Origin of the sequence: Kitasatospora sp. NPDC051853 (genome assembly GCF_044452665.1) — a bacterium.
Classification (GTDB): domain Bacteria; phylum Actinomycetota; class Actinomycetes; order Streptomycetales; family Streptomycetaceae; genus Kitasatospora.
In genome coordinates, this window is record NZ_JBITBY010000005.1 from 263,798 (window position 1) to 287,914 (window position 24,117).

The window sequence follows — 24,117 nt, forward strand, 5'->3', positions numbered from 1 at the left end:
TCGAGCCGACGCTACCGCCGCGCCGGGCACGGGGACAGCACCAGCGGTGGCGTCCTCGTACCAGTTGGCGCACTCCCCGGGAACGCGCCCGCCCCCTGCGCCGACCCGCGCCCCGTGGCCGGCCCGGCCGCCTGCCGAATGACCGTCAGATCGCCTTCAGCGGACCGGCGAAGGACTTCCGCAGGGCGGACGGTGCGACCACCGGCAGCAGCGAGGCCAGCAGCCTCCCCTTCAGGGTGCCGGGCGTCCTGGTCAGCCGGACGTCGACCCGGGTGCCGCCGCCCTCGGGCGTCAGCCGGAAGTGCCAGCCCCCGCCCGGGCCGAAGAGCTTGGAGTCGAGCGTGGTGACGGTGACCTCGTCGCCCCCGGGCCGCCAGTCGTAGCGGGCGCGTTCCCAGGCCGCGGCAGTGCCCTCGGTGACCTCGGCCCAGCCCTCCCCGAGGCCGTGCACCGCGAAGTGCGCCGCGTCGATGGAGGGCCAGGCCTCCGCCCTGGCCGGGCTGAAGTCGGTGAGTACGTCCAGGACTTCGGCGGGGCCGAGCGAGGAGACGAGGTGGAAGCTGACGACGGTCACGGGACCTCCGGTGAGCGGGGTGGTGCGCCGGGCGGCCGCCCGGCGGCTCCCACCCTGGTGCGGCCGCCCCCGCCCCCGCATCCGTCAGTTGACGCCGGACGCGACCGTCGGCCGACGTCATGACGGTGCGTCGGCTCCGACCGTCAACTGACGGATCTCCGGGCGCCGTCGGCGGGGCGAGGGTGTGGGCATCCCGAGATCCACGGCACCCCGGGTGCCCCTCGAAAGGAACACTCCGATGGCAGCAGAGAAGAACGCCCGCACCCACCGCCCGGCGGCGACGGCCAAGGCGGCCAAGACGGCCAAGACGGCCAAGGCGGTACTGGTGGCCACCGCGAGCGCCGCGCTGGCCACGGCCGTGGTCGGCGGCACCGCCAGCGCGAGCGCCCCCGACTCAGCCCCCGCCGCCACCGCGGTCACGGCGGGCGCCAAGCCCACCATCGTGCTGGTGCACGGCGCGTTCGCCGACGCCTCCAGCTGGGCCGGCGTCGTCAAGCGCCTCCAGGCGGACGGCTACCCGGTGGTGGCCCCGGCCGTCCCGCTGCGCGGGCCCGCCTCCGACGCGGCCTCCGTCCGTGCCGTGATCCGGCACATCCCCGGGCCGAAGGTCCTGGTGGGCCACTCCTACGGCGGCTCGGTGATCAGCGCCGCCGGTGCGGGGGACCCGGAGGTCAAGGCGCTGGTGTACGTGGCCGCGTTCCTGCCCGAGGCCGGGGAGACCGCGCTCGGGCTGTCCGGGAAGTTCCCCGGCTCCACCCTCGGGTCGGCCCTCGACTCCGTCACCTACACGCTCCCCGGCGGCGGCACCACCACCGACCTCTCGATCCGCCCCGACGCCTTCCACCACCAGTTCGCCGCGGACGTCCCGGCCGGCCAGGCCGCGCTGATGGCCGCCACCCAGCGGCCGATCGCCGAGGCCGCGCTGAACGAGGCGGCCACCGTGGCCGCCTGGAAGGAGAAGCCCAGTTGGGACGTGGTCACCACGGAGGACCTCAACATCCCGCGCGCCGCCCAGCTGTTCATGGCCCGCCGCGCCCACGCCCGCGTCACCGAGGTGGCCGCCTCGCACTCCGTCGCCGTCTCCCACCCGGGCACCGTGGCCCGGGTGGTCGAGGAGGCCGCCCGTACCACCCGTTCCGCCAACTGACCTTCCGGAGAAGGAGAATGAACGAGAACCACGACCACCTCTCCCCCGGCCCGCACCTCCTCACGGTGGACGGCCTGGCACAGCGCTACCACGTCCACGGCAGCGGCCCGGTCTGCCTGGCCGTGCCCGGCGGACCGGGCGCCGACTGGGAGTACCTCAGGGCACCGGCCCTGGAGGAGTTCCTGACCGTGGTCTACGTGGAGCCGCTGGGCACCGGCGGCTCGCAGCGCCTGCCCTCCCACCCCGACGGCTACACCCGGGCCCGGATCACCCGCAGCCTGACCGCCCTGCTCGACCGCCTGGCCCTGGACCGGGTGTTCCTGCTCGGCCACTCCCACGGCGGCTTCGTCGCCCAGCACTTCGCCCTCCACCACCCCGAACGGCTGCACGGGCTGGTGCTGTACGAGAGCGCGCCGGTGACCGGCCCGGAGCACCAGGCCGAAGCCGCCACCCGGGTCGGGGAGTTCGTCGCCCGCAACGCGGCGCACCCCGAACTCCCCGCCGCCCTGGCCGGTCTGCACGCGGCCGGCACGGTCACCGACGACGAGGAGATCACGGCGGCGCTGCGCGCGCTGCTGCCGGTCTACTTCGCCCACTACTGGGACCGCGAGAAGGAGTTCGGCGGACTGCGCGAGCGGGTGCGGTGCACCTACATCTCGCCGCTGGACGAGCACGGCGCCCCCGACCTGATCGACGACCGGGAGGCCCTGGCCTTCCTCACCGTGCCGACCCTGGTCGTGGTCGGCCGGTACGACGTCGTCTGCGGGCCGCGGTGGGCGCGCGAACTCCACGCCCTGGTGCCGGGATCGCGGCTGACGGTGCTTCCGGAGAGCGGCCACTTCGGCCATCTGGAGGAGCCCGCCGTGTTCGCCGACGCGGTGCGCGCGTTCGTCCGTGCGGTGCCCGTGCGGGCACCGCGCGACCCGGCGGAAGGGGGCAGGCCGTGACCGGCACCTGGTTGGTCACCGGCGCGTCCAGGGGTTTCGGGCGGAGCCTCACCGAGGCGGTCCTCGCGGCGGGCGGGCAGGTGGTCGCCACCGCCCGGCGGCCGGAGGCGCTCGACGAGCTGGTGGAGCGTCACGGCGGGCGGATCAGGGCGGTGGCCCTGGACGTCACGGACGCGGCCGCCGCCCGCGAGGCGGTGCGGGCCGGCGTCGAGGCCTTCGGGCGGCTGGACGTGGTGGTGAACAACGCCGGCTACGCCAACAGCGCCCCCGTCGAGGAGATGGCGGAAGAGGACTTCCGGGCCCAGGTGGAGACCAACTTCTTCGGCGTGGTGAACGTGACCCGGGCCGCCCTGCCCGTGCTGCGCGCCCAACGCGCGGGCACCTTCGTGCAGTTCTCCTCCCTGGGCGGCCGGGTGGGCGGGACGCCCGGGATGGGGGCCTACCAGAGCGCCAAGTTCGCCGTGGAGGGCTTCTCCGAGGTGCTGGCCGCCGAGGTGGCACCGTTCGGCGTCGCGGTGGTCATCGTCGAACCGGGCGCCTTCCGCACCGACTGGCAGGGCTCCTCGATGGAGCTGCACGCCGTGGGCGAGGACTACCGGGAGACGGTCGGCGCGATGAACGCCTACCGGGCCGCCAACGACGGTACCCAGCCCGGCGATCCGGACCGCGCCGCCCGGGTGGTCCTCGACGTGGTCGGCCGCCCGGACCCGCCGCGCCGGCTCCTGCTGGGCGCCCACGCCGTGACGGCCGCCCTGGCGGCGGGCCGGGCCCGCGAGGCCGAGACGGAGCGCTGGGCCGAGGCCAGCCGCTCGGCCGACTTCCCCTCCTGAACCCCCTTTCACGACCCATCACTTGAAGGAGAACACCATGGCAGTCAGCTACACCGGCACGGTGACCGTGACGGGCGAGGGCCGCAACGGCGGCCAGGTCGCCTCCAGCGACGGCCTGCTCACCACCGCGCTCGCCGTACCCGCCGAGTTCGGCGGGGCCGGCGGGGCCACCAACCCCGAGCAGCTCTTCGCGGCCGGCTGGGGCGCCTGCTTCCTCGGCGCGGTGCGCCGGGCCGCCGCCACCCGCAAGGTCCGGCTCACCAGTACCCGCGTCACGGTCGAGGCGACGCTGACCCACGGCGAGGACGACGCCTTCGGCCTGAGCGCCGTGCTCAACCTCGAACTCGGCGGCGTGGAGCAGCACACGGCCGAGGAGCTGGGCGCCGCCGCGCACCAGCTCTGCCCGTACTCGAAGGCCACCCGCGGCAACATCCCGGTCACCGTCAAGGCCGTCGCGGTCTGACCCCCACGCACCACACCGTCGCCCGGGCCGGCCTCCCGCAGACCGGCCCGGGCCCCGCACGAAAGGCTTCCCATGCTCACCAGGCGCACCTTCACCAAGGCCCTCGGCACCGGGGCGGCCGCCGCCTCCCTGACCGGAGCCGGCCTCCCGGCCGCCTTCGCCTCCGACGCCGCCTCCGCTCCCGCGTCCGCGTCCGCGTCCGCATCCGGTACGGCCCGTACCCCGGTCGTCGTCCCCACCGTCACCCCGGGCACCCACACCACCTTCCCCGCCCTCAAGCACGTCCGGGCCGGGCTCCTCGACGTCGGCTACGCCGAACTCGGGCCGTCCGACGGCCCGGTGGTGCTCTGCCTGCACGGCTGGCCGTACGACATCCACAGCTTCGCCGACGTCGCCCCGCTCCTCGCCGACCTCGGCCACCGGGTGATCGTCCCCTACCTCCGGGGCCACGGCACCACCCGCTTCCTCTCCTCCCGGACCTTCCGCAACGGCCAGCAGTCCGCCGTCGCCCTGGACGTGCTGGCCCTGATGAACGCCCTCGGGATCGACCGGGCCGTGCTGGCCGGCTTCGACTGGGGTTCCCGGACCGCCGACATCCTGGCGGCGCTCTGGCCCGAGCGGGTCAAGGCCCTGGTCTCGGTGAGCGGTTACCTGATCACCGACCGGGCCGCCCAGCTGAACCCGATCGCGGCGGCCGCCGAGCACACCTGGTGGTACCAGTACTACTTCGCCACCGAGCGCGGCGAGCGGGCGATGCAGAACCCGGACCGCCGCCGCGAGTTGACCCGCTTCGTCTGGCAACAGGTCTCCCCCACCTGGCAGTTCGACGACGCCACCTTCGCCCGCACCGCCGCCGCGTTCGAGAACCCCGACTACGCCGCCGTGGTCGTGCACAACTACCGCTGGCGCCTGGGCATCGCCGAGGGCGAGCACCGCTACGACCAGTTCGAGGCCCGCCTCGCCCGACGGCCCGTCATCACCGTCCCGACCATCACCCTCGACCCCGGGCTGGACCCCTTCACCGCCCCCGGCGACGGCGCCTCCTACCGCGCCATGTTCACCGGCCCCTACGACCACCGCACCCTCCCCACCACCGGCCACAACCTCCCCCAGGAGGCCCCGACCGCCTTCGCCCAGGCCGTGGTCGACGCCACCCGCCTCTGACCCCGGACCCCGCACCGCACACACCCGACGCGCCGAGGGCCCCACCATCCGATGGTGGGGCCCTCGGCGCGTCGGGCACGTCGGACGTATCGGGCGCGTCGGCCCGCGCTCACCGCGGGCGGATGCCACGCTCCGTCAGCCAGCCCAGGACGTGGTCGGCGACGGGGCGCCAGCCGCTGTCGATGGTGAGCGAGTGGCCGCGGTCGGCGAACTGCTTGAGGTCGGTCGGGGCGGTGGAGTCGCCGTACTGCTTGTAGACGGTGCGCGTCACCCGGTCGGGGACCAGCCGGTCCTCCTGCCCCGAGACCAGCAGCAGCGGGCCGCGGGCGGGGTTGGCGGTGTCCACCGCGGTGCTGCGGTGGAGCAGCACGTCCTCGACCAGGCGGCGGGGCGCCGGGACGGCGTAGCGCTCGTGGAGGCGCTCGGCCTCCTCCGGGCCGACGGTGTTCCCGATCAGCTCGCGGAAGCGCGGGGCGGAGAGCTCGACGACACCACCCGCGCCCTCCGGCGCGCACTCCCGCCCCCGCAGCTCGACCTCGTTGATCGGCGCCGGCGCGAGCGCCACCGCTGCACGCCCCACGCCGTCCCCCAGCAGGTGCTGCACCACCAGCCCGCCGACCGAGTGCCCGACCAGCACCGGCGGCACCTCGAAGGAGCGGGCGATCCCGGCGTAGTGCCCCGTCAGCTCGTCCAGCCCCAGGTCGGGCACGCCCCCCGGGCCGCCCCGCACTTCGCGCGCCTCCCGCGCCGTGGCCGGCTCACCGGGCCAGCCCGGGGCGTGGGCTAGGTAGCCGTGGCCCGTGAAGTGCTCGGCCCAGCACTCCCAGGAGCTCGCGTGCAGCCAGACGCCGTGGATGAACAGGACGGGGGTGCGGATCACAACGGGACCTCCGGAAGGAAGGAAAGGAAAGGAAGGAAGAGGAAGGAATCGGGGGACCGTCCCAGCCTCCGGTACCCGACCCCCCTCCAGGATCAGTCGAATGACTGAAGTGATCGTCCACCGACGACCCCCTGACGACGACGGCCCGCACCTCGGGGAGCGAGGTGCGGGCCGGAACGAGGTGCGGACCGGAAAAGGGGTCAGCCGGTATGACGCGGTGTCAGCCGGCGCAGCGGAAGCTCGCCGCCTCCGCCGGATCGCCGTGGCCCCGGTAGCGCGGGAGCTGCGGGTAGGCGCACAGGTCCCGGTTGACGGTCCGTCCGTCGGCGGTGGTCAGGGCGGCCGGGAGGGTCTTCGGGGCCTTGCCCTGCTCGACCCAGGCCGTCAGCGCGCCGAGCGCGTCGGTGCCGCCGACGCTCGTGTTCAGGGCGCAGTGCGCGGTGCCGGGTGCCAGGAAGAGGCGGTAGAACTCGTCGGTCCGCTTCGCACCGCCCATCCGCCGCTCGACCGCCTCCCGGTACCGGACCGTCCCGTCCGCCGGGACGAACTGGTCCGCCAGGCCGTGCCAGGTGAGCAGCTTGCCCCCGGCCTTCCGGAAGCCGGACAGGTCCGGGTCGTCCGTCCCGATCACCCGGTCGAACTCGGTCTGCGACTGCCGGAACAGCCGCGCGAGCTCCGCGGAGCCCACCGTCGAGACGTCGGCCCCCGGCTGCTTCCTGACCCACGTGTTCACCCACGCCGCCGGCACCGGGAACGGCGCGCCCACCCGTGCGCCCGTCGCCTCGTCGACCCGGGTGCCGGCCAGCCCGCCGCCCAGGTCGGCGCCGACCGGGACGCCGGACCACAGCCGCTTCCCCGAGGCGGAGCGCGGCCCGTCCCAGATCCGCCGCACCACCTCCGCGTCCGCCGCCGTGACCGTCACCGGCCGGCCCTCGCACTCCACCACGGTGCCGACCAGCCGGCCCGGGTCGTAGTCGCAGCGTCCCGGGTCGGTCACCAACCCGTCCTTCACTCCGTCGAGTCGGTCGCAGGCCTGGACGGCGGCATCGGTGAAGGCCTTGAACTCGCAGGCGCTCGGATAGGTCCTGGCCTCGTTCATCACCACCTGCGGCCAGAGCGTGGCCACCTCGAACTCGTCCCAGTGCACGGCGGGCGCGTTGGCGAGGATGCCGTCGTAGTCCTCGGGGTACTTCTGGGCCTCCGCGTAGCCCTGCCGTCCGCCGGTGGAGCAGCCGTTGAAGTAGGCGTAGGAGGCGCCGCGGCCGTAGTGCCCGGCGATCACGTCCTTCGCCACCACGGCCGCCTCGTGCTGCGAGCGCGAGGCGAAGTTCTCCAGCAGCGGCCGGTTGACCGTGCCCCGGGCCGTCAGGGCCCAGCCGGCGTCGATGTAGCTGGAGACGCCCGCGTCGGTGGTGGCGGCCGCGTAGCCGCTCTTGAGCGCGGCGGCCAGGCCCGTGCCGTAGTCCCCGGCGGCGTACGCGCTGCCGCCGACCGTCTGGAGCCTGCCGTTCCACCCCTGCTGCGGCAGCCAGACCCGGACGGTGGCGTGGTCGCCCTGGCCGGGGTGGGTGAGGGTCACCGTGACGTCGCAGAAGGCCGGGACGTCGGGGATCTGCGCGCCCGGCAGCGGGAAGACGGCCGGTACCTCGAAGGTCCCGGCGGCGCGGGCGACGGCGTCCGTCCGCTCGACCGCCGTCCCGGCCGGGGCCTTCACCACCGGGGCCGCACAGCCGGTGGCCGGTGCCGCCACCGGTACCGCCCCCGGTGCCGCCGCGGAGGCACCGGGGGCGTACACCACCGCGGCCAGCGGGACGGCGGCCGCGAGGGCCGCGACGAGTCGTCGGTTCATCTGGGGTTCCCATCGTCAGGTGCCCCGGCGCAGGCCCCGGAGCGGTCGGGGACGACGCTCCCGCGCACCGTCCCCGCTGAGGATCCGTCAAATGACGGCGGGTGACGGCTGCTTCGACACACCGGGAAAAAGCAGTCGACGGACCGTCGAACCGTCCTGTTACGCTGGCGAACGAACGACAGACCCATCGGCAACACGAGCAGAGGCAGACATGGCGGGTGACGACGACATCTCCGGGTGAGACCCGGTCCTGAGGCCGTCGGCGGGTGGTGGACACCCGGCGCAGCGGCCCGGTTCGTCGTACCTCTTTCCCCCAGTCTCCCGTCCCTCCGGCGGAGTCCGCTCCGCCCTGCCCACTCCCGGGGTCCTCCCATGTCCGACGCCTCCGTCGTCTGCTCCCACCTGTCCTTCTCCTGGCCCGACGACACCCCCGTCTTCCACGACCTCTCCTTCTCCCTCGGCGCCGGCCGCACCGGTCTGGTGGCGCCCAACGGCTCCGGCAAGTCCACCCTGCTGCGCCTGCTGGCCGGCCGGCTCACGCCCACCGCGGGGACGGTGACCATCAGCGGCACCGCCGCCCACCTCCCCCAGGACCTGCCGCTCTCGGCCGGCCGGACGGTGGCCGAAGTGCTCGGCGTCGCCGAGGTGATCCGCGCCATCGACGCCGTCGAGTCCGGCGACGTCTCGGAGGAGCACTTCACCACCATCGGCGACGACTGGGACGTGGAGGAGCGCTGCACCGCCCAGCTCGAACGCCTCGGCCTCGGCGGCATCGGCCTGGACCGGCGGCTGGAGACGCTCAGCGGCGGCCAGGCCGTCCAGCTCGGCCTCGCCGCCCAACTCCTCGCCCGGCCGGATGTGTTGCTGCTGGACGAGCCCACCAACAACCTCGACCTGGCCGCCCGCCACCGGCTGTACGACGCCCTGGACGGCTTCTCCGGCTGCCTGCTCCTGGTCAGTCACGACCGGGCCCTGCTGGACCGGATGGAGCGGATCGCCGAACTCGGCAGCTCCGAACTCCAGCTGTACGGAGGCGACTTCACCTCCTACGAGCAGGCCGTCCGGTCCGCGCAGGAGGTGGCGGAGCGCAACGTCCGCAACGCGGAGCAGGAACTCAAGCGCGAGAAGCGGGAGTTGCAGCAAGCCCGGGAACGCGCCGACCGGCGGGCGAGCAACGCCGCGCGCAACCTCAAGAGCGCCGGGCTGCCGAAGATCTTCGCCGGCACCATGAAGCGCGGCGCCCAGGAGTCGGCCGGCCGGGCCGGCCAGGTCCACGCGGGCCGGGTCGGCGAGGCGCGGGCCCGGCTCGACGAGGCGGAGCGCGCCCTGCGCGACGACCAGCGGCTGGTCCTCGAACTACCCGACACCAAGGTCCCCGCCGGCCGTGACCTCTTCGTCGGCGAGGGCCTCCAACTCACCCGCGACGGAGCCCCGTTCTTCGCCCCCGGCGGCATCGACCTGACCGTCCGCGGCCCCGAGCGGATCGCCCTGACCGGGCCCAACGGCGCCGGCAAGACCACCCTGCTGCGCCTGCTGCTCGGCGACCTCGCCCCCTCGCACGGCCACCTCCGCCGCGCCGACGGCCGGATCGCCTACCTCTCCCAGCGCCTCGACCTCCTCGACCCCGGGCTCACCGTCGCGGAGAACTTCGCCCTGGCCGCCCCCGAACTCCCGGCCGCCGAGCGGATGAACCTGCTGGCCCGCTTCCTCTTCCGCGGCCCCAAGGCCCACCTCCCCGTCCACGCCCTCTCCGGCGGCGAACGCCTCCGCGCCACCCTCGCCTGCATCCTCTGCGCCTCCCCCGCCCCTCACCTCCTGCTCCTCGACGAACCCACCAACAACCTCGACCTCGTCAGCCTCGCCCAACTGGAGAGCGCCCTCACCTCCTACCAGGGCGCCCTCCTCGTCGTCTCCCACGACGAGCGCTTCCTCACCACCATCGGCACCACCCGCCGCCTCCACCTCGCCGACGGCGCCCTCACCGAGGCGGCACCTCCCGGCGCGTGAACCACGGAGCCGCAGGCCCCCGGTCGGTGGGGCGATCGGGGGCCTGCGGCTGTCGGGGTGGTGTCAGGCGCGCCAGGGGGCGGTGGGGAACTGGCCGCTGCACGGCCAGACGCAGGCCACGTCGCCGGGCATGTAGAGGCCGCGGTCGTCCTCGTAGTTGTCGCCGCCGGAGAAGTAGACCTCCGGGACCCAGCCCCACTTGCCGTTGTCGGCGAGGGTGCTGGCCCACCAGTTGTTGACCGCGCCGCCCAGGTTGACGGTGGCGCCCTGCTTCTCGAACACGAACCAGTTCGAGGAGCCGCCGTAGACCAGGTAGCCGACGATGCCGCTGTTCAGGTCACGGGTGGCGTACACCGGGACGTTGCCGCGCCAGAGCGGGCAGTAGCTCACGGTCTCGGTCGAGGTGTGGCCGTTGTAGGGGTTGGTGAGGCTGCGCTGGGTGGGGCTGTGGCAGGGGCTGCCGTCGTAGGCGGCGGCGCCGGGCGCCGAGACCAGGACGGCGGCGAGCGCGGCCAGGCCGGTGACGGCGGCCGTGAGGCCCTTGCGGATGCGGTGCGTGGACACGGGTGTGGTTCCCCCTCGTTCGCGGTTCGGTGACGCCGGGCCGGACCGGCTCGGCGCCGGGCACCAGACAACCGCATGCCGGACCGCGTTTCGGCCGGTCAGCGGCCCGTCGGACAATTGACGGACAATCACCGGACAATCCGCGGAGCCCTCCTTCCGGTCAGTGCGCGAACGGCGCGCACGCCCGTGGGTAGGAGCTGGCACCGGCCGCGTACGGCAGGCAGGCGCCGCGCTCCGGCGCGTACGCCAGCAGGTGCCCCCGGACCACGTCGGTGTACGGGCGCAGCCGGTCGGGCACCCCGTTCTGCTGCTGCACCACCCAGCTGGCGGTCCGGTACGCGGCCGCCAGGTTCATCACCGGGTCGCCGGCCACCCCCTCCAGTTGCGGGGCGAGCGTGCAGAGCATCCGGCCGAGCGCCAGGATCGAGGTCCGCTCGTCGAACGGCGGCACCGGCACCCTGCGCTGCTCGTCCTCCGGCAGGTAGTAGCGGAGCACCCGGGGCGTCCAGCGGGCGATGCCGTACTCGTCACGGGCCGGGTCGTGCAGGTGCGGGTCGAAGCCGCTCTCGGCCTTGAGGATCGCCGCGACCAGGGCCGGCGAGACCTGCGGGGCGGCGCAGAGCGTGCCGGCCCGGACGATCAGCCCCCGGTAGCGCTCGGGCACGTCGGTGCCCAGCCGCAGCCAGCGGCGGTGGTCGGTGGTGTCCGCGTCGGGTGACTGCGAAGCGGCGCAGGTGAGCAGCAGCACCGCCGCGGCACCCAGTGAGCCGAGCCGGCGCAGCAGCCCGGACACCCGCCGCCCACCGGCCGGCCGGGCCGTGCCGACCGGGCCTGCTACCGGGACCGGCCCGGCTTCGGCTTCGGGCTCGGCCCCGGACCCGGACCCGGGGTCAGAACCAGGGCCCGCAACCGGATCGTCCGGGACGGCACCTGACCCCTCGTCGGTCCGGACCTCCGCCGCCAGCGCGAGCCGCCGCCGTTCCCAGGCCTCGACGTCACCGCCGCAGGCGTCGACGTACGCGGCCAGCACCGCCCGGCTCGGCGCCTTCCGCCCGGCTGCGGCGGCGGCCAGGGTGGAGGCGGCGTAGTGGGTGAGCCGGGCCAGTTCCTGGTAGGAGGGCGAGCCGGCGGTGCGGCGCAGCTCCCTCAGGTCGAAGGCGAATCCGGTGAGCGGCCCGCCCTCCGGATCCAGCGGAGCCTCTCGGCGTCCCATGTCGTGCTTCCCCCTCGAACGATCACCGGCTGAACGGTGCCCGATTGTCCGATGAACATCAATGAATTGTCCATGTGACGGGGTGTCGGACGGCGTCGCGGTCCTACGACCGGTCCGCCGGGAGGGAGGCGAGGGCGTCGCGGAGGGCGGCTCGGGAGGTGATGCCGAGTTTGGGGAAGACGCGGTAGAGGTGGGAGCTGACGGTGCGCGGGGAGAGGTGGGTGCGTTCGCCGATCTCCTTGTTGGTCAGGCCGGTGGCGGCGAGGTCGGCGATGCGGCGTTCCTGCCAGGTGAGGGCCGAGGCGTCGGGGGCCGTCGGGGCGGTGCCGGCCGTGGCCGGGGCGCCGCAGGTGCGGAGTTCGGCCCGGGCGCGTTCGGCCCAGGCACGGGCACCGAGGCGTTCGAGGGTCTCGGCGGCGGCCGCCAGCACGGGGCGGGCGGCCCGCGGGCCGACGTGCCGGCGCAGGTGGGTGCCGTGGGCGAGCCGCACCCGGGCCAGTTCGAAGGGGAAGTCGGCGGCGGCCGGGTGGTCCTCCGCCCGCCGGTACGCGGCGGCGGCCTCCTCCGGGCCCTCCGCCGTCATGGCCAGCGCGCCGTGGGTGGCGAGCGCGAGCCGGGGCGAGATCCGGGGGAGCCCGGCGTCCCGGGCGGCCAGGGCGTGTGCGCGCGCCTGCGGGCCCCGCCCCGTGTGCAACGCCGCCTCCACCAGGTCGAGCAGCGTGCGCGGGGCCTGGTGGGAGCACGGTTCGAAAGTGCCCGGCGCGGTGATGCCGATCGCGCACAGGTAGGCCGCCTCGTAGTCCCCCTCGCTCAGCGCCGCCGTCGTCGCCACCGCCTCGGTGATCTGCGTCAGGAAGCCGATCCGCCGCGGCCGGGCCCAGCGGTCGACCACCGCCTGGAGCTCCCGCGCCCGCTCCACGTCCCCGCGCAGCGCCGCGAGTTGGGCCAGGTACGCGCGGCTCTGCTGGGCGAAGAGGAGGTTCCCGTGGGCCAGCGTCAGCTCCAGCACCTGCTGCCCGGTCTGCTCGGCGGCCTCCCACTCGCCGGAGGCCATCCGGTCGAGCAGGATCAGGTGGAGCATGGTCATCCCGTTGCCGACCGCGCCCGTCCGCAGCTCGCGTTCGACGCTGCGCAGCAGGTAGGTCCGGTAGTGGCTCAGGTGGTCGACGTGGTACGCGGCGACGCCGAGCCGGGTGATGTCCCACGGGTCGAGGTCCGGGTAGGCGGTGTACGCCACGGCCACCCGCTCGGCGACGCCCGTGCCCCGCCGCACCACGTCGGACCACGCGTCCTGGTAGATCCGCGAACGGGCGGGCAGCAGGTCGCCCAGGGAGTCGACGAGTTGGTGCGTCCGCTGCCAGGAGGCGGCGTCGCCGGCGTACTGGCTGACCCCCAGCAGCAGGTTCACCACCCGGACGAGCTCCTCCGACGAACCGGCCGTACCCGACGCACCCGCCGTACCGGCCGCATCCACCGCACTGGCCGCACCCACCCGCTCCGCGGCCGCGACCAACTGCCGGTGGGCCGAACGCACGTCCCCGTCCTCGTAGAGGACCGCGTACGCGAAGGCCAGCGCCGAGGCCGTGGTCCCGGCCCCTCCCGGCACCCGGTCGGCGCCGACCAGGCGCTGGGCCTGGTCGAGCAGCCCGGCGTGCCCGGCCACGAAGGCCGCGTCCCCGAGCCGGCGGGTGCGGTCCGCCGCCAGCGGGCTGAGCTCGGCCGCCCGGGTCAGCCAGGTCACCGCGGCGGCGGCGCCCCCGCGCCGGGTGGCCGAGGCCGCCGCCTCCTCCAGCGCGACGGCGACCTCCTCGTCCGGGTCGACCGCCGCGGCCGCCAGGTGGGTGGCCCGCCGTTCGACCGCGTCGCGGTGCACCCGGGCGAGCTCCGCGTGCGCGGCCCGCCGCTCGTTCGGGGTGGCCAGGCGCACGACCGTCGACCGCACCAGCGGGTGCCGGAAGGCGAACTCCCCGCTCACCGGGTCCTGGTCCAGCAGCCCGGCGGCCGCGGCCGCCTCCACGTCCCGCATCCGGTACCGCACGGCCGGCCCCACACCGCCGGCCGAGGCCTCGCCGGCCGGCACCGCGACGGCGTTGACGCCGTCCAGGGCGCCCCGGAGCAACTCCGCCCGCACCGCCGCCCCGAGCCCGGCGATCCGCGCGCCGTACACCTGCCGGAACCGGTCCGGCAGCGGCACCGCCGACTGCCCGGCGCCGAGCTCGCCCTCCGCCAACCCGCCCAGGTAGGCGGGGAGTTCGAGCAGGGCGAGCGGATTGCCCCGGGCCTGGTCCAGGACCTGCCGGCGCACCCGCGGGTCCACCGCCGGGTGCCGTCCGTCGAGCAGCTGCTCCGCGGCGGCACCGTCCAACGGCGGCACCGGCAGCAGCGGCAGGGCCGCCGCGTCGAAGCCCGCCGAGCTCTCCGGGCGCAGCGCGGCCAGCAGCTTCACGGTGGTGCCGGCCAGCCGCCGCCCGACGAACCCGCAGACCTCCGTGCTGGCCGCGTCCAGCCACTGCCCGTCGTCCAGCACCAGCAGCAGCCGCTCCCGCTCCGCCGCGACGGCGACCAGGTCCAGCACCGCGATCCCCAGGGTCATCACGGACGGCGGCGTCTCCCGGCTCCGGCCGAAGACCACGTCGAAGGCGGTCCGGTGGGCGGCGTCCAGCCCCTCGGCGTACGGGAGCAGTGGGTGGAGCAGCTGGTGCAGGCCGGCGAAGGGCAGTTCGGACTCCGCCTCGACGCCGACCGCGCGGACCACCCGGTGACCGGTGGCGGCCGCCCGCTGCGCGGTGTGCTCCAGCAGGGCGCTCTTGCCGACGCCGGTCTCCCCCTTGAGGACCAGGGCCTGGCCCTGAGCAGCCGTCAGGAACGCCGCGAGCACCGCCCGTTCGCCCTCCCGGCCGACCATGGACGTGGTGAGGTGTTCCACCGCTGCTACTCCTTCCCCCGGCTCTGCCGCCCCCAGCCTCCCCGGCCGGCCCCCCGGTGACCAGGCAGTCGGCAGGCGGTTCGCGGGCAGTTCCCGGGCCGGTCGGTGAGATGATCTCCGTGCGGGGGCGGGTCGAGGGGGTACGAAGGTGGAGCGGACGGAGTTCGGCGGGCTGTTGCGGGGGGCGCGCGAACGGGCCCGGCTCACGTTGGAGGGGCTGGCGGCGGCGTCGGGCGTCAGCGTGCGGGCGATCGGGGACATGGAGCGCGGGCGCAGCGTGCCCCGGCTCAGCACCCTGGCCGAGCTGCTGGACGCCCTGCCGCTGGACGAGCAGGAGCGCCGCACCCTCACCGAGGCCGCCCGCACCGCCCGTACCACCCGCACCGGGGCCACCGCGCCTGCCGCCGCCGCGACGGGGACGGCGGGTGCGACGGGAACAACGGGAGCCGCAGGAACGGCGGGGGCTGCGGGAACGAAGGGCGTGGCAGGAGAGGAGGGCGCGACGGGGGCTGCGGACGCGAGGGACGCGGGCGAACCGACGCCCCTCCCCGTGCCGCGTCAACTCCCGCCCGACCTCCGGTCGTTCCGGGGCCGCGCGGAGCCCCTCGCCCGCCTCGCCGCTGCCGCGCTGACCGCCGACGGCCACCCGCCCTTGGTGGCGGTGAGCGGTCTCGCCGGAGTGGGCAAGACCAGCCTGGCCGTGCACTGGGCGCACCGCCACGCCGACCGTTTCCCGGACGGCCTGCTGTACCTCAACCTGCGCGGCTTCGACCCCTCCGGCGACCACCTCGACCCCGCCGAGGCCCTGTCCGGCCTGCTCGGCGCCCTCGGCGTCCCCGCCGCCGAGGTCCCCGAGGGGGTCGAGCGGCGCTCGGCCGCCTTCCGGGAGCGGATCGCGGGCCGCCGGATGCTCCTGCTGCTGGACAACGCCCGCGACTCGCAGCAGCTCCGCCCCCTCCTCCCGAGGTCCGCGACCTGTCTGACCGTCATCACCTCCCGCCACCACCTCACCGGGCTGGCGGCCACCGACGACGCCGTGCTGGTCGACCTGGCCCCGTGGAACGGCGAGGAGGGCCTGGCGGCGCTGGCCGCCCGGATCGGCACCGGACGGGTGGCCGCCGAACCCGCCCCCGCCGCCGAACTGGTGGAGCTCTGCGGGCGGCTGCCGCTGGCCGTCGCCATCCTGGCGGCCCGCCTCGGCGCCGAGCCGGCCCTCGGCCTGCGGGCGGTGGCCGGCGAACTGACCCGGGCCCGCACCCGCCTGGACGAGTTCACCACCGACGACCCGCACACCGACGTCCGGGCGGTCTTCTCCTGGTCCTACCGCGCCCTCGACCCCGAGGCCGCCCGCTTCTTCCGCCACCTCGCGGTGCTGCCCGGCCCCTCGTTCTCCACCGAGGCGGCGGCCTCCGCCTCCGCCGAACCGCCCTCCCGGGCACGGCGGTTGCTCCGCTCGCTGATCTCGACCAGTCTGCTCGGCCGGGACGCGGCCGGGCAGTTCGTCCTGCACGACCTGGTGCGCGAGCACGCCGCCGAACTGCTGCACCAGGAGGGGGACGACCGGTACGCCGCCGAGCTGCGCCTGCTCGACTACCTGCGGCACAACGCGCGGGCCTCCGTCCGGGCCTGGGAGACCCGCACCATCCACGAGCTGGACCACACGCCCGCGCCGGGCGTCGTCCTGCTGCCGTTCGACGACCGCGAAGGGGCGCTCGCCTGGTTCCGCCAGGAGGAGCGCACCATCCTGGCCGCGCTGCGCCGGAACGACGACCCCCGGCTGCTGCACTTCCGGAGCAGCCTCGCCCAGGACTGCGTCCCCTACTTCTCCGCGCTGGGCCAGTGGGCCGACGAGATCGAGATCCAGCAACTGGCCCTGGACGCCGCCCTCCTGCTGGACGACCCGGTGGCCATCAGCCAGGCCGCGGCCGCCCTGGGCCGGGCCCTCTCCGAGGCGGGACGGAGCGAGGAGGCCGATCTGGCCCTCGGCCACATCGAGCGCCACCTGTGCCAACTCGCCCCGTTCGAACGGGCCAACGCGCTCCGCAGCCTCGGCTGGGTCCGGGGCAGGCAGCAGCGGCACGCGGAGGCCCTCGACCACGCCCGGGCCGCGCTGGCGATCTACCGGACCCTGGACGACCCCAACCCCGTCGCCCGCGAGCTCAACGCCGTGGGCTGGTACTCGACCCTCCTCGGCCGGCACCGCGAGGCCATCGCCAGCTGCCGCGAGGCCCTGCCGCTGCTCCAGCGGACCGGCAACACCTTCAGCGAGGCCGCCACCTGGGACAGCATCGGCTACGCCCTCCACCGCCTCGGTGAACTCCCGGAGGCGGTACGGCACTTCGAGGTCTCGCTGCGGCTCTACGGAGAGGTCCTCAACCACTACAACCAGGCCGAGGTGCTCGACCACCTGGCCCGGGCCCAGCACGACCTGGGCGACAGCGCCGCCGCCCGGGCCTCCTGGCTCCGCGCAGCCGAGCTCCTCACCGCCCTCGGCAACCCCCGCGCCGGGGCCATGCGCGCCGCCGCCGACCGGATTGCGGGCGAACCGACCGGGGCATGACACGTTCCGTGACCGGTTCATGATCGTGAGTGCTCCTCATCGCGCCATCCTTCGGCAGTGAGCGAGCTCACCGCAGGTCACGCCCCCGGGGGCGCCACAGAAGGATCTTCGGCGCACCGGCTACACAGAGTGAAGATCATTCCTCTTCTGATGATCATTCAGTGAAGAGCATGAAGATCTTACGGCCCGTCCCGAGGGGTGGCCCCGGGTCCGGTGGCTCGATCAGGCCACCTCCTATCGACCCCCGCCGATCGGCAGTTCCGCAGGCCACCTCCGCTTGAAAGCATCGAAACAGCGAGGGTGATCTTGAGATTCCTTCGCATTAACGTTTCTGCACTGCTTGATGAATGGCGCCCCAACACCACCGGTGCGCCCAAGGGGGTAACTCTGATGTCCGAAACCACCCACACCTCGGAACTGACCCGCCGTCGGATGCTGCAGGGCTCGGCCGTCGCGCTGACCGCCGCCGCCGGCGCCTTCGGGCTCGGCCTGGTCGGCCCCGGCGGCGACTCCGCGACCGCCGCCGACCCCGGCGCGTCCGACACCTTCGACGAGATCTTCCACGGCCGCCGCATCCAGGGCCGCCCGGTCGCCCACACCGGCGGCCACCACCACGGCACCACCGGCGGCGAGGGCGGCGGCACCGGCTACGAGGTGCGCATCGACGGCGAGGAGCTGCACATGATGCGCAACGCCGACGGCAGCTGGATCAGCGTGGTCAACCACTACCAGACCTTCGCGACGCCCCGCGCGCTCGCCCGCGCCGCCGTCAACGACCTCCAGGGCGCCACGCTCGTCCCGGTCGCCGTCGCCTGACCCGCACACCCTCTCCACCACCACCAACTCTCGTACAAGGGGGGACTCATGGCAGTCCGCAAGAACCAGGCGACCCTGACGGCCCAGGAGAAGCGCGCCTTCGTCAACGCCGTGCTCGCACTCAAGGCCAACGGCGGCTACGACTCCTTCGTCAGCACCCACAACCAGTTCATCGTCAGCGACACCGACAACGGCGAGCGGGTCGGCCACCGCTCGCCGTCCTTCCTGCCCTGGCACCGCCGCTTCCTGCTCCAGTTCGAGCAGGCGCTCCAGGCGATCGACCCGAGCGTCACCCTCCCCTACTGGGACTGGACCGCCGACCGCACCACCGGCGCCACCATCTGGGGCGCCGACTTCATGGGCGGCAACGGCCGCAGCAGCGACGGCCAGGTCACCACCGGCCCCTTCGCCTACTCCACCGGCAACTGGACCCTCACCGTCCGCCCTGACAGCCGCAACTACCTGCGCCGCTCCCTCGGCACCTCGGTGGCCCAACTCCCCACCCGCACCGAGGCCACCGGCGTCCTCGCCATCGCCGAGTACGACGCCGCCCCGTGGAACAGCACCTCGGCCGGCTTCCGCAACAACCTCGAGGGCTGGCGCGGCGTCAACCTCCACAACCGCGTCCACGTCTGGGTCGGCGGCATGATGAGCACCGGCATGTCGCCCAACGACCCGGTCTTCTGGCTCCACCACTGCTTCATCGACAAGCTCTGGTCCGAGTGGCAGAAGCTCCACCCCTCCTCCCCCTACCTCCCCGCCGCGGGCACCACCAACGTGGTCGACCTCAACGACACCATGAAGCCCTGGAACAACGTCACCCCGGCCGACATGCTCGACCACACCGCCCTCTACACCTACGACACCGGCTTCTGACCTAACGTCAACCAGGGCACCTGAGCTGCATGAATATCAATCGCAGCTGAATGAAGGAGCGGCCCACCCGTGGCACTTCCGCCACCGGGTGGGCCGCTCTGACCATCAGATTCAGGGGGCCGTAGAGCCCACGTAGAGATCCATTTCCAGTGGCTGCTCAGCCACGCGTCGACCGCGTCCCGGCCGCGGCGATCCCGCTGCGGCATGAAGTGGGCATACGTGCTGTAGGTGATGGTGGGCGAGGAGTGCCCCATCCAGTGGGACAGCGAGACGACGTCCTCGCCAGCCAGCAGCTGCACGCCCGCGTAGGTATGCCGGCACCGGTGGAACCCCAGCGGGCCGGGCGGGGGCGGCTTCGTGCTGTCCGGACTCGCCAGCATCGGGCCATGCCAACCGGACCTGCCCACGACCGCATCGTCAACAGCTTCAGCGACGGCGTACCCGACCAGAAGGTCCATCCCTGCCGATGCACGATCGGCGAGAACCACTCCGAGGGCGCGTGGTATAGCGAGGACCTTGAGGAAGACGCCGACTCTGGGGGCCTCGCGCCCGACGTGGCCGAGGAGATCTGGCTCTCCAACGGCATGGACGAGGACTACGACTTCCGCTGATACCCCTGGAGTTGCTGAGCAACCACCCCCGCCCGGCCGAAGCCGAGCGGGGGTGGTTTCGTGCTGCCCGGCGTCAGCGGATCGCGGCCTCGTACGCCTTCGCCTGATCCACCGTCAGCAGATGCGACACCCGCACCACCGTCACACCCGACCGGTACAGGTGGTCCGGCGTCGACAACCCGGCGAACGCCGACTGCGCGGCACCCACGTACTTGATCCACGCCTCCGCGTCCTCCGGCGTCGCGAACACCTCCACCGTCCCGCCGTAGCTGATCGAGTCGCGCCGCTTCTGCACCGCGTCCTCGGCCGCCTTCGGGGAGTTGCTCACCCGGGTGTCGTCGAACGCCGCCTTGGCGAGGCGCTCGGTGACGGCCTTGGCGTCGGGGGCCTGCTTCGCGGCGGAGCTGCTGGCGGGCGGTGCGCTCGGTGCGGCGGCGGGGGTGGTCGCGGCGGCGGGGGTGGTCGCGGCGGGCGGTGCGGCCGCCGGGGCCGGGGCTGGGCTGCTGCTGCACGCGGTGGCGGCGAGGAGCGCGGTGGCAAGCAGGGTGGTGGCGGTGGTGCGACGGGGCATGGTCCCCCTGGGACGGTTGAGAGTTGGGGAGACGGTAGTGCGGGGCCCGGGCGCGGGGCGGGGAAGATGCCGAGCTGTGACACCGCCCCGCCCTCCCGAAGGAGAGCGGGGCGGTTTCGTACGGCCTGGGCTCAGCTGGCCTCAGACTGGGCCGGGCCCATGAGGAAACCCCGGGCCTGAACAGGCTCGCCCTCGGCCGGCGGGAGTCCGTAGAGCGGCTGGTCCAAGGTGAGCGGGCGCTGGAGCTCGGCTACCACCTCGGCGTACTTCGGGTTGATCCACTCCATGTGGTCACCTCCTCGATCGGCAGCAGCGTACGCCTGGGGAGCCCCGGCCGCCCAGCAACCGGGCGGCCGGGGCGAGTTGCCGCGCTACTTGTTGTGGCAGGGCGGCTGGGGCGTCGGCATCGGCTTGACGGGGCCATCGCCGGCCGGGGCGTGCTGGCAGTTCGCCGCGACGGCCACAAGGCTCTCGTCGTCCGGAGCCCGCCACAGCTCGGCGTCGACCTCGAACCCGGCGGCGCGGATGGCGGCCTGGGTGGCCTCCAGGACGTCGCCGTCGTAGTGGTCCGGGGAGTAGCCGGGGCTGTGGTGGACGAACCGGCCGAAGACGCCGCAGAGTTCGGCGTACAGCTCGGTGTGAAGGATGAGGGAGTGCCAGCCCTCGTCGACGATCCGGCTGGGGGCCATCGCGTGGCCGGGGGTGAGGGCTGCGGTAACGGTGAAGCGGAGGCCCTCGGTGGTGATGCGCTCGGCCATGTTCTCGGTCATGCCGGGGTTGTTGTCGAGGATGGTGGTGACGACGCTGGCGAACTGGCGGTCCGTCAGCAGGGTGCGCGGGTCGAGCAGGGTGTCCGGGGCCATGGGGCCGGGCGGGCGCTCGGGTGCGGTGGTCATCATGGGTTCTCCTCACAACGTGCGGAGCCCTCGGGCCGGTTGGCCCGACGGGGCCGTTCGGTGTTGCGGAACCCGTCCCGGTCGTGCAGCTCGCCAGCAGGGCGGCCGGGGCGGGGAGCCCCCTGAACTCCCTGGGGTCTCTAGAGAGCTTCGGCTAGTTCTCTAGAGACGTCAACGCCCTGCTGACTACCCATCAGGCCCCTTGCGTCACACCGGAAACTCCCACTCCATCACGTAGCGCGACCCGTCCAACGTCATCTCGGTGACCTCCACCGGCACCCCGCCATCCGCCCAGCTCACCCGCACGATCAGCGCCACCGGCGTCCCCGGCCCGAGCGCGAGCGCCGCTGCCTCATCCGGCAGGGGCATCCGGGTGCGAACCTGCTCTCGGGCGCGCACCGGCGCGAACCCCAGTTCAGCCAGGCGCGCCGGTGCACCACCAGGCCCGGTGTCCTCGCGGGTGATCGCCGACCCGGCGACGATCGCCCCCGGGTGGTAGGACGTCGCGAGCATCACCGGCTCGCCGTCCACCAGGTACCGGCGCTCACGCACCCACAGCGGGTCGCCGGCAGTGAGGCTGAGCGCGTCGGCGAGGTGCTCCGGGCACGGCTCTTCGCGGATCGTCAGCTGGTCGACCTCTAGCGGCCGGCCGTCGAGGTCAAGGTCCCACACCGAGCGGCCCGCTCCCCAGACGGAACGGTCGAGCCGCTTGGTGCCCTGCCGGAGGATCGGCCGGAACGCCCGCACCCGGGTGCGCGAGCCGCGGCGGGCCTCGGTGAGGCCCTCGGCGGAGAGCGTGGCGAGGGCTTTGCGCGCGGTCTCGCGGGCGACGCTGTACTGCTCCATGAGGGCGTTCTCGCCGGGTACCGGATCGCCGGGCTGGAGGTCGCCGTCGAGGATGCGCTTTCGGAGCTCGCGGGCGATCCGGGTATGCAGCGGCTCCTCAGGCACGGTTCCTCCAGCTCGGCGCGGTTCTCGATCTCTGGGAGGAACGATAGGACTGATCGGGCACCGCCCGCTGCCCCCGATCAGATCCGGCGAGCGGGGTCAGGCCGTGGCGTGCTCGGCCTTGGTGACGACGGCTCGGAGTGTGTTGTACACCCGGGCACGCCGGAGCCGGCGCGGCGGTAGGCCCTCTCTGCGGCCCGCGAGCCCGTAGGGGATCCGTAGGGCAAGCCCCTCATAGGGGGTGGGTAGTGATCCAGGATTCTCAACACGGTAGTACTACGTCCCAAAACGGGACCACAACGTCTATGCAGGTCAGGGCGTATCACGCCAGCCCGAGGGGGCGGATCCCCGGTACAGCAAGGAAGCCGATCCCAAGGTATACATACAGCCCTGGAACAACGTCACCCCGGCCGACATGCTCGACCACACCGCCCTCTACACCTACGACACCGGCTTCTGACCCTCCGGGTGACCGGCGGGCTCAGGTGAGGGAGCGTTCGAGGAGGTCGAGGGCGGCGGGGAGGGAGCGGGGGCCGGCGGTGCCGGCGGGTTGGTCGCCGCGGTGCCAGCCGGGGCCGGTGGCGAGGACGCGGGCGTGGGTGCGGGCGCCGCGCGGGCCCCAGGCGGTGGCGAGGACGTGGCGGACCAGGTGGGCGTCGGCGGTCCTCGGGTGCTGGGACCAGAGCATGACGGCGGCCGGGCCGGTCCGTTCCAGGGCGTCCAGCAGGGCGCGCGGCGGGACGGCCGCGCCGAGCATGCGGAACGGGATCCGACGGGCCGTCAGGCCGGCGGCCACCGCCTCCAGGGGGAGGGTGTGCTGTTCGTCGGGCATCGCGGCCAGCAGGACGGGCGGGACGGGGCGCGGGGCGCCGGGGCGGACGGCCTCGGCGCGCAGGACGGTGGAGACGTGCCAGGAGAGCAGGTGCTCCACCTCCACGTACTGTTCGCCCGAACGGGCCCACTTGCGGCCGGCCGCCCGCAGCGCGGGCATCATCACCTCGCCCCAGGCCTCCACCACGCCCAGGTCGTCCACGGTCTCCCGCAGGATGGCGGCGACCTCGGCGGAGTCCAGGCGCACGGCGGCGCGGACCAGCCCCCGGCACTCCGGCCGGACCGCGCCGACCCGCAGGGTGTGGTCACCGCCGGCGGGCGTCCGGAGGCTGTCCGCGGGGGATGCCGGGGCGTCGTGCTCCGCGGGTGCCTCCCGCTCCGCGAGGACGGCACGGGCCGCCTCGGCGGGCGGGACGCCGCGAGCGGTCAGGGCGCACATCGCCGCGAGGGTCTCGATGTCCGCCGGGCTCCAGCGTCGGTGGTGGCCGGGGGCCCGCTCGGCGGGGCCGAGGCCGTAACGGCGCTCCCAGGAACGGACGGTGGTCGGGGACACCCCGAGCTGCCGGGCCACCGCCCCGGTGGGCAGTCCGGCCCCGGGGCCGTCCGACGGCCCGGGTGTCGCGTGCTCCGGCGCCCCGGCCTGACGATCCCTCATGACACGCCACCATCCCACGTCCGGAGGGGGAGGACCCGCAGGCCGCCGACGCCCCGGCCCTCCGCCGTGGGGTTCCGAGGCCATGAGATTCCGAAGCTCTGAGGCCATGAGGTTCTGAGGCCGTCAGGGGCGGACGAGCGGCCGCAGTCGGCGCAGCCCGTCCCGCATCCGGGTCTTCACGGTGCCGAGCGGCACCCCCAGCAGTACGGCGATCTCCCGCTGCGAGTACCCGCCGTAGTAGGCCAGCACCAGTGACTCGCGCTGCGGTGCGGTCAGTTCCGCCAGCGCCGACCGCACCCGCTCCGCGTCCAGCAGGTGCTCGACCTGGTCGGTGGACGGGGCGTGCAGCGGCTGGTCCTGGCGGCTGAAGCGCAGTTCCCGGTCGGAGGAGGCCCGCACCGAACGGACCCGGTCCACCGCCCGGTGGTGAGCGATCGTCAGGGCCCAGGTCATCACCGTGCCGCGTTCGGGGCGGTAGGCGGGGGCGGTGCGCCAGATCTCCAGCAGCACCTCCTGGGTGACCTCCTCCGCGTGGGCCGTGCTGCGCAGCACCCGCAGCGCGAGCCCGTACACCGGCCCGGCGAGGGAGTGGTAGAGCGTGGCGAAGGCGGCCTCGTCGCCGCGGGCCACCGCCGCGACGAGGGCCGTCCGGCCCTCGGGGAGGGTGGGCTGCTGCCGCTCGGCGATCACTGTTCCGGTCACGTCGCCACAGTGCGGCGAATCAATGCGACGGTGCGAAGCGCAGCGTTGGTGCAGCGATTCTCCCCTGCAGCGGGACGGCCGGGCGCG

22 protein-coding genes are annotated in these 24,117 nt (G+C 74.2%); 10 read left to right on the top strand and 12 right to left on the bottom strand.

The genetic code is table 11. From position 1 onward, the window contains the following. Positions 1-145: 145 nt before the first annotated feature. Positions 146-574 (bottom strand): hypothetical protein, encoded by a 429-nt coding sequence (locus ACIA8O_RS16535; protein ID WP_396294524.1) that lies wholly within the window; start codon positions 572-574, stop codon positions 146-148. A gap of 238 nt (positions 575-812) precedes the next feature. On the opposite strand from ACIA8O_RS16535, the gene ACIA8O_RS16540 reads away from it, so the two are divergent. The 5 genes from ACIA8O_RS16540 to ACIA8O_RS16560 all read left to right on the top strand — a co-directional run bounded on the left by ACIA8O_RS16540 (position 813) and on the right by ACIA8O_RS16560 (position 5,125). Beyond that, positions 813-1,721, top strand: coding sequence for an alpha/beta fold hydrolase (locus tag ACIA8O_RS16540; RefSeq protein WP_396294526.1), 909 nt, complete (start codon positions 813-815; stop codon positions 1,719-1,721). A gap of 17 nt (positions 1,722-1,738) precedes the next feature. Continuing rightward, positions 1,739-2,668 carry an alpha/beta fold hydrolase gene (locus tag ACIA8O_RS16545; RefSeq protein ID WP_396294527.1) on the top strand — a complete coding sequence of 310 codons (930 nt, stop codon included), beginning with the start codon at positions 1,739-1,741 and terminating at the stop codon, positions 2,666-2,668. Continuing rightward, positions 2,665-3,498, top strand: coding sequence for an oxidoreductase (locus tag ACIA8O_RS16550; protein WP_396294528.1), 834 nt, complete (start codon positions 2,665-2,667; stop codon positions 3,496-3,498). Before ACIA8O_RS16545 ends, ACIA8O_RS16550 begins: the two co-directional genes overlap by 4 nt. 37 nt (positions 3,499-3,535) lie before the next feature. After that, positions 3,536-3,961, top strand: coding sequence for an Ohr family peroxiredoxin (locus tag ACIA8O_RS16555; RefSeq protein ID WP_396294529.1), 426 nt, complete (start codon positions 3,536-3,538; stop codon positions 3,959-3,961). Between the two features lie 72 nt (positions 3,962-4,033). Next, the gene (locus ACIA8O_RS16560) at positions 4,034-5,125 is read left to right on the top strand and encodes an alpha/beta fold hydrolase (protein ID WP_396294530.1); all 1,092 of its coding nucleotides are present in this window, start codon (positions 4,034-4,036) and stop codon (positions 5,123-5,125) included. Positions 5,126-5,234: 109 nt separating this feature from the next. Here ACIA8O_RS16560 and ACIA8O_RS16565 read toward each other — a convergent pair whose 3' ends face one another. Together ACIA8O_RS16565 and ACIA8O_RS16570 are read right to left on the bottom strand one after the other, a co-directional pair. After that, complete coding sequence (locus tag ACIA8O_RS16565; RefSeq protein WP_396294531.1) at positions 5,235-6,005, bottom strand: alpha/beta hydrolase; 771 nt, start codon at positions 6,003-6,005, stop codon at positions 5,235-5,237. 220 nt (positions 6,006-6,225) lie between these two features. After that, complete coding sequence (locus ACIA8O_RS16570) at positions 6,226-7,854, bottom strand: DUF6351 family protein (RefSeq protein ID WP_396294532.1); 1,629 nt, start codon at positions 7,852-7,854, stop codon at positions 6,226-6,228. A 372-nt stretch (positions 7,855-8,226) separates the two neighbouring features. Here ACIA8O_RS16570 and ACIA8O_RS16575 point away from each other — a divergent pair, with 372 nt between their 5' ends. Further along, positions 8,227-9,861: an ABC-F family ATP-binding cassette domain-containing protein gene (locus ACIA8O_RS16575; RefSeq protein WP_396294533.1), complete on the top strand. Its 1,635-nt coding sequence runs from the start codon at positions 8,227-8,229 to the stop codon at positions 9,859-9,861. A 63-nt stretch (positions 9,862-9,924) separates the two neighbouring features. On the opposite strand, the gene ACIA8O_RS16580 is transcribed toward ACIA8O_RS16575, so the two are convergent. The 3 genes from ACIA8O_RS16580 to ACIA8O_RS16590 all read right to left on the bottom strand — a co-directional run bounded on the left by ACIA8O_RS16580 (position 9,925) and on the right by ACIA8O_RS16590 (position 14,564). Continuing rightward, positions 9,925-10,425 (bottom strand): hypothetical protein, encoded by a 501-nt coding sequence (locus tag ACIA8O_RS16580; protein WP_396294534.1) that lies wholly within the window; start codon positions 10,423-10,425, stop codon positions 9,925-9,927. 160 nt (positions 10,426-10,585) lie between these two features. After that, positions 10,586-11,638: a helix-turn-helix domain-containing protein gene (locus ACIA8O_RS16585; RefSeq protein WP_396294535.1), complete on the bottom strand. Its 1,053-nt coding sequence runs from the start codon at positions 11,636-11,638 to the stop codon at positions 10,586-10,588. A gap of 103 nt (positions 11,639-11,741) precedes the next feature. Further along, the gene (locus ACIA8O_RS16590; protein WP_396294536.1) at positions 11,742-14,564 is read right to left on the bottom strand and encodes an AAA family ATPase; all 2,823 of its coding nucleotides are present in this window, start codon (positions 14,562-14,564) and stop codon (positions 11,742-11,744) included. 148 nt (positions 14,565-14,712) lie between these two features. Between ACIA8O_RS16590 and ACIA8O_RS16595 the strand changes: the two genes are divergently transcribed. The 4 genes from ACIA8O_RS16595 (at position 14,713) to ACIA8O_RS16610 (ending at position 19,427) form a co-directional block, all read left to right on the top strand. After that, positions 14,713-17,124, top strand: coding sequence for an ATP-binding protein (locus ACIA8O_RS16595; protein WP_396294537.1), 2,412 nt, complete (start codon positions 14,713-14,715; stop codon positions 17,122-17,124). Positions 17,125-17,514: 390 nt separating this feature from the next. Next, on the top strand, positions 17,515-17,940 hold the full coding sequence (locus tag ACIA8O_RS16600) for a tyrosinase cofactor (protein ID WP_396294538.1): 426 nt from the start codon (positions 17,515-17,517) through the stop codon (positions 17,938-17,940). A 48-nt stretch (positions 17,941-17,988) separates the two neighbouring features. After that, the gene (locus ACIA8O_RS16605) at positions 17,989-18,816 is read left to right on the top strand and encodes a tyrosinase family protein (protein ID WP_396294539.1); all 828 of its coding nucleotides are present in this window, start codon (positions 17,989-17,991) and stop codon (positions 18,814-18,816) included. 386 nt (positions 18,817-19,202) lie between these two features. Beyond that, entirely contained in the window at positions 19,203-19,427 is a 225-nt protein-coding gene (locus ACIA8O_RS16610) for a hypothetical protein (RefSeq protein WP_396294540.1), read from the top strand. A 73-nt stretch (positions 19,428-19,500) separates the two neighbouring features. On the opposite strand, the gene ACIA8O_RS16615 is transcribed toward ACIA8O_RS16610, so the two are convergent. From ACIA8O_RS16615 to ACIA8O_RS16640, 6 genes are all read right to left on the bottom strand, one after another. Next, the gene (locus ACIA8O_RS16615) at positions 19,501-19,998 is read right to left on the bottom strand and encodes a hypothetical protein (protein ID WP_396294541.1); all 498 of its coding nucleotides are present in this window, start codon (positions 19,996-19,998) and stop codon (positions 19,501-19,503) included. 131 nt (positions 19,999-20,129) lie between these two features. Continuing rightward, a complete protein-coding gene (locus ACIA8O_RS16620) occupies positions 20,130-20,285 on the bottom strand; it encodes a hypothetical protein (protein ID WP_396294542.1) in 156 nt (51 codons plus the stop codon). 84 nt (positions 20,286-20,369) lie between these two features. After that, the gene (locus tag ACIA8O_RS16625) at positions 20,370-20,894 is read right to left on the bottom strand and encodes a glycine-rich domain-containing protein (protein ID WP_396294543.1); all 525 of its coding nucleotides are present in this window, start codon (positions 20,892-20,894) and stop codon (positions 20,370-20,372) included. A gap of 207 nt (positions 20,895-21,101) precedes the next feature. Then, positions 21,102-21,845 carry a GntR family transcriptional regulator gene (locus ACIA8O_RS16630; protein ID WP_396294544.1) on the bottom strand — a complete coding sequence of 248 codons (744 nt, stop codon included), beginning with the start codon at positions 21,843-21,845 and terminating at the stop codon, positions 21,102-21,104. Positions 21,846-22,323: 478 nt separating this feature from the next. Next, positions 22,324-23,328 carry a MerR family transcriptional regulator gene (locus tag ACIA8O_RS16635; RefSeq protein WP_396294545.1) on the bottom strand — a complete coding sequence of 335 codons (1,005 nt, stop codon included), beginning with the start codon at positions 23,326-23,328 and terminating at the stop codon, positions 22,324-22,326. A 123-nt stretch (positions 23,329-23,451) separates the two neighbouring features. Beyond that, positions 23,452-24,030, bottom strand: coding sequence for a sigma-70 family RNA polymerase sigma factor (locus tag ACIA8O_RS16640; protein WP_396294547.1), 579 nt, complete (start codon positions 24,028-24,030; stop codon positions 23,452-23,454). Positions 24,031-24,117: the final 87 nt, after the last annotated feature.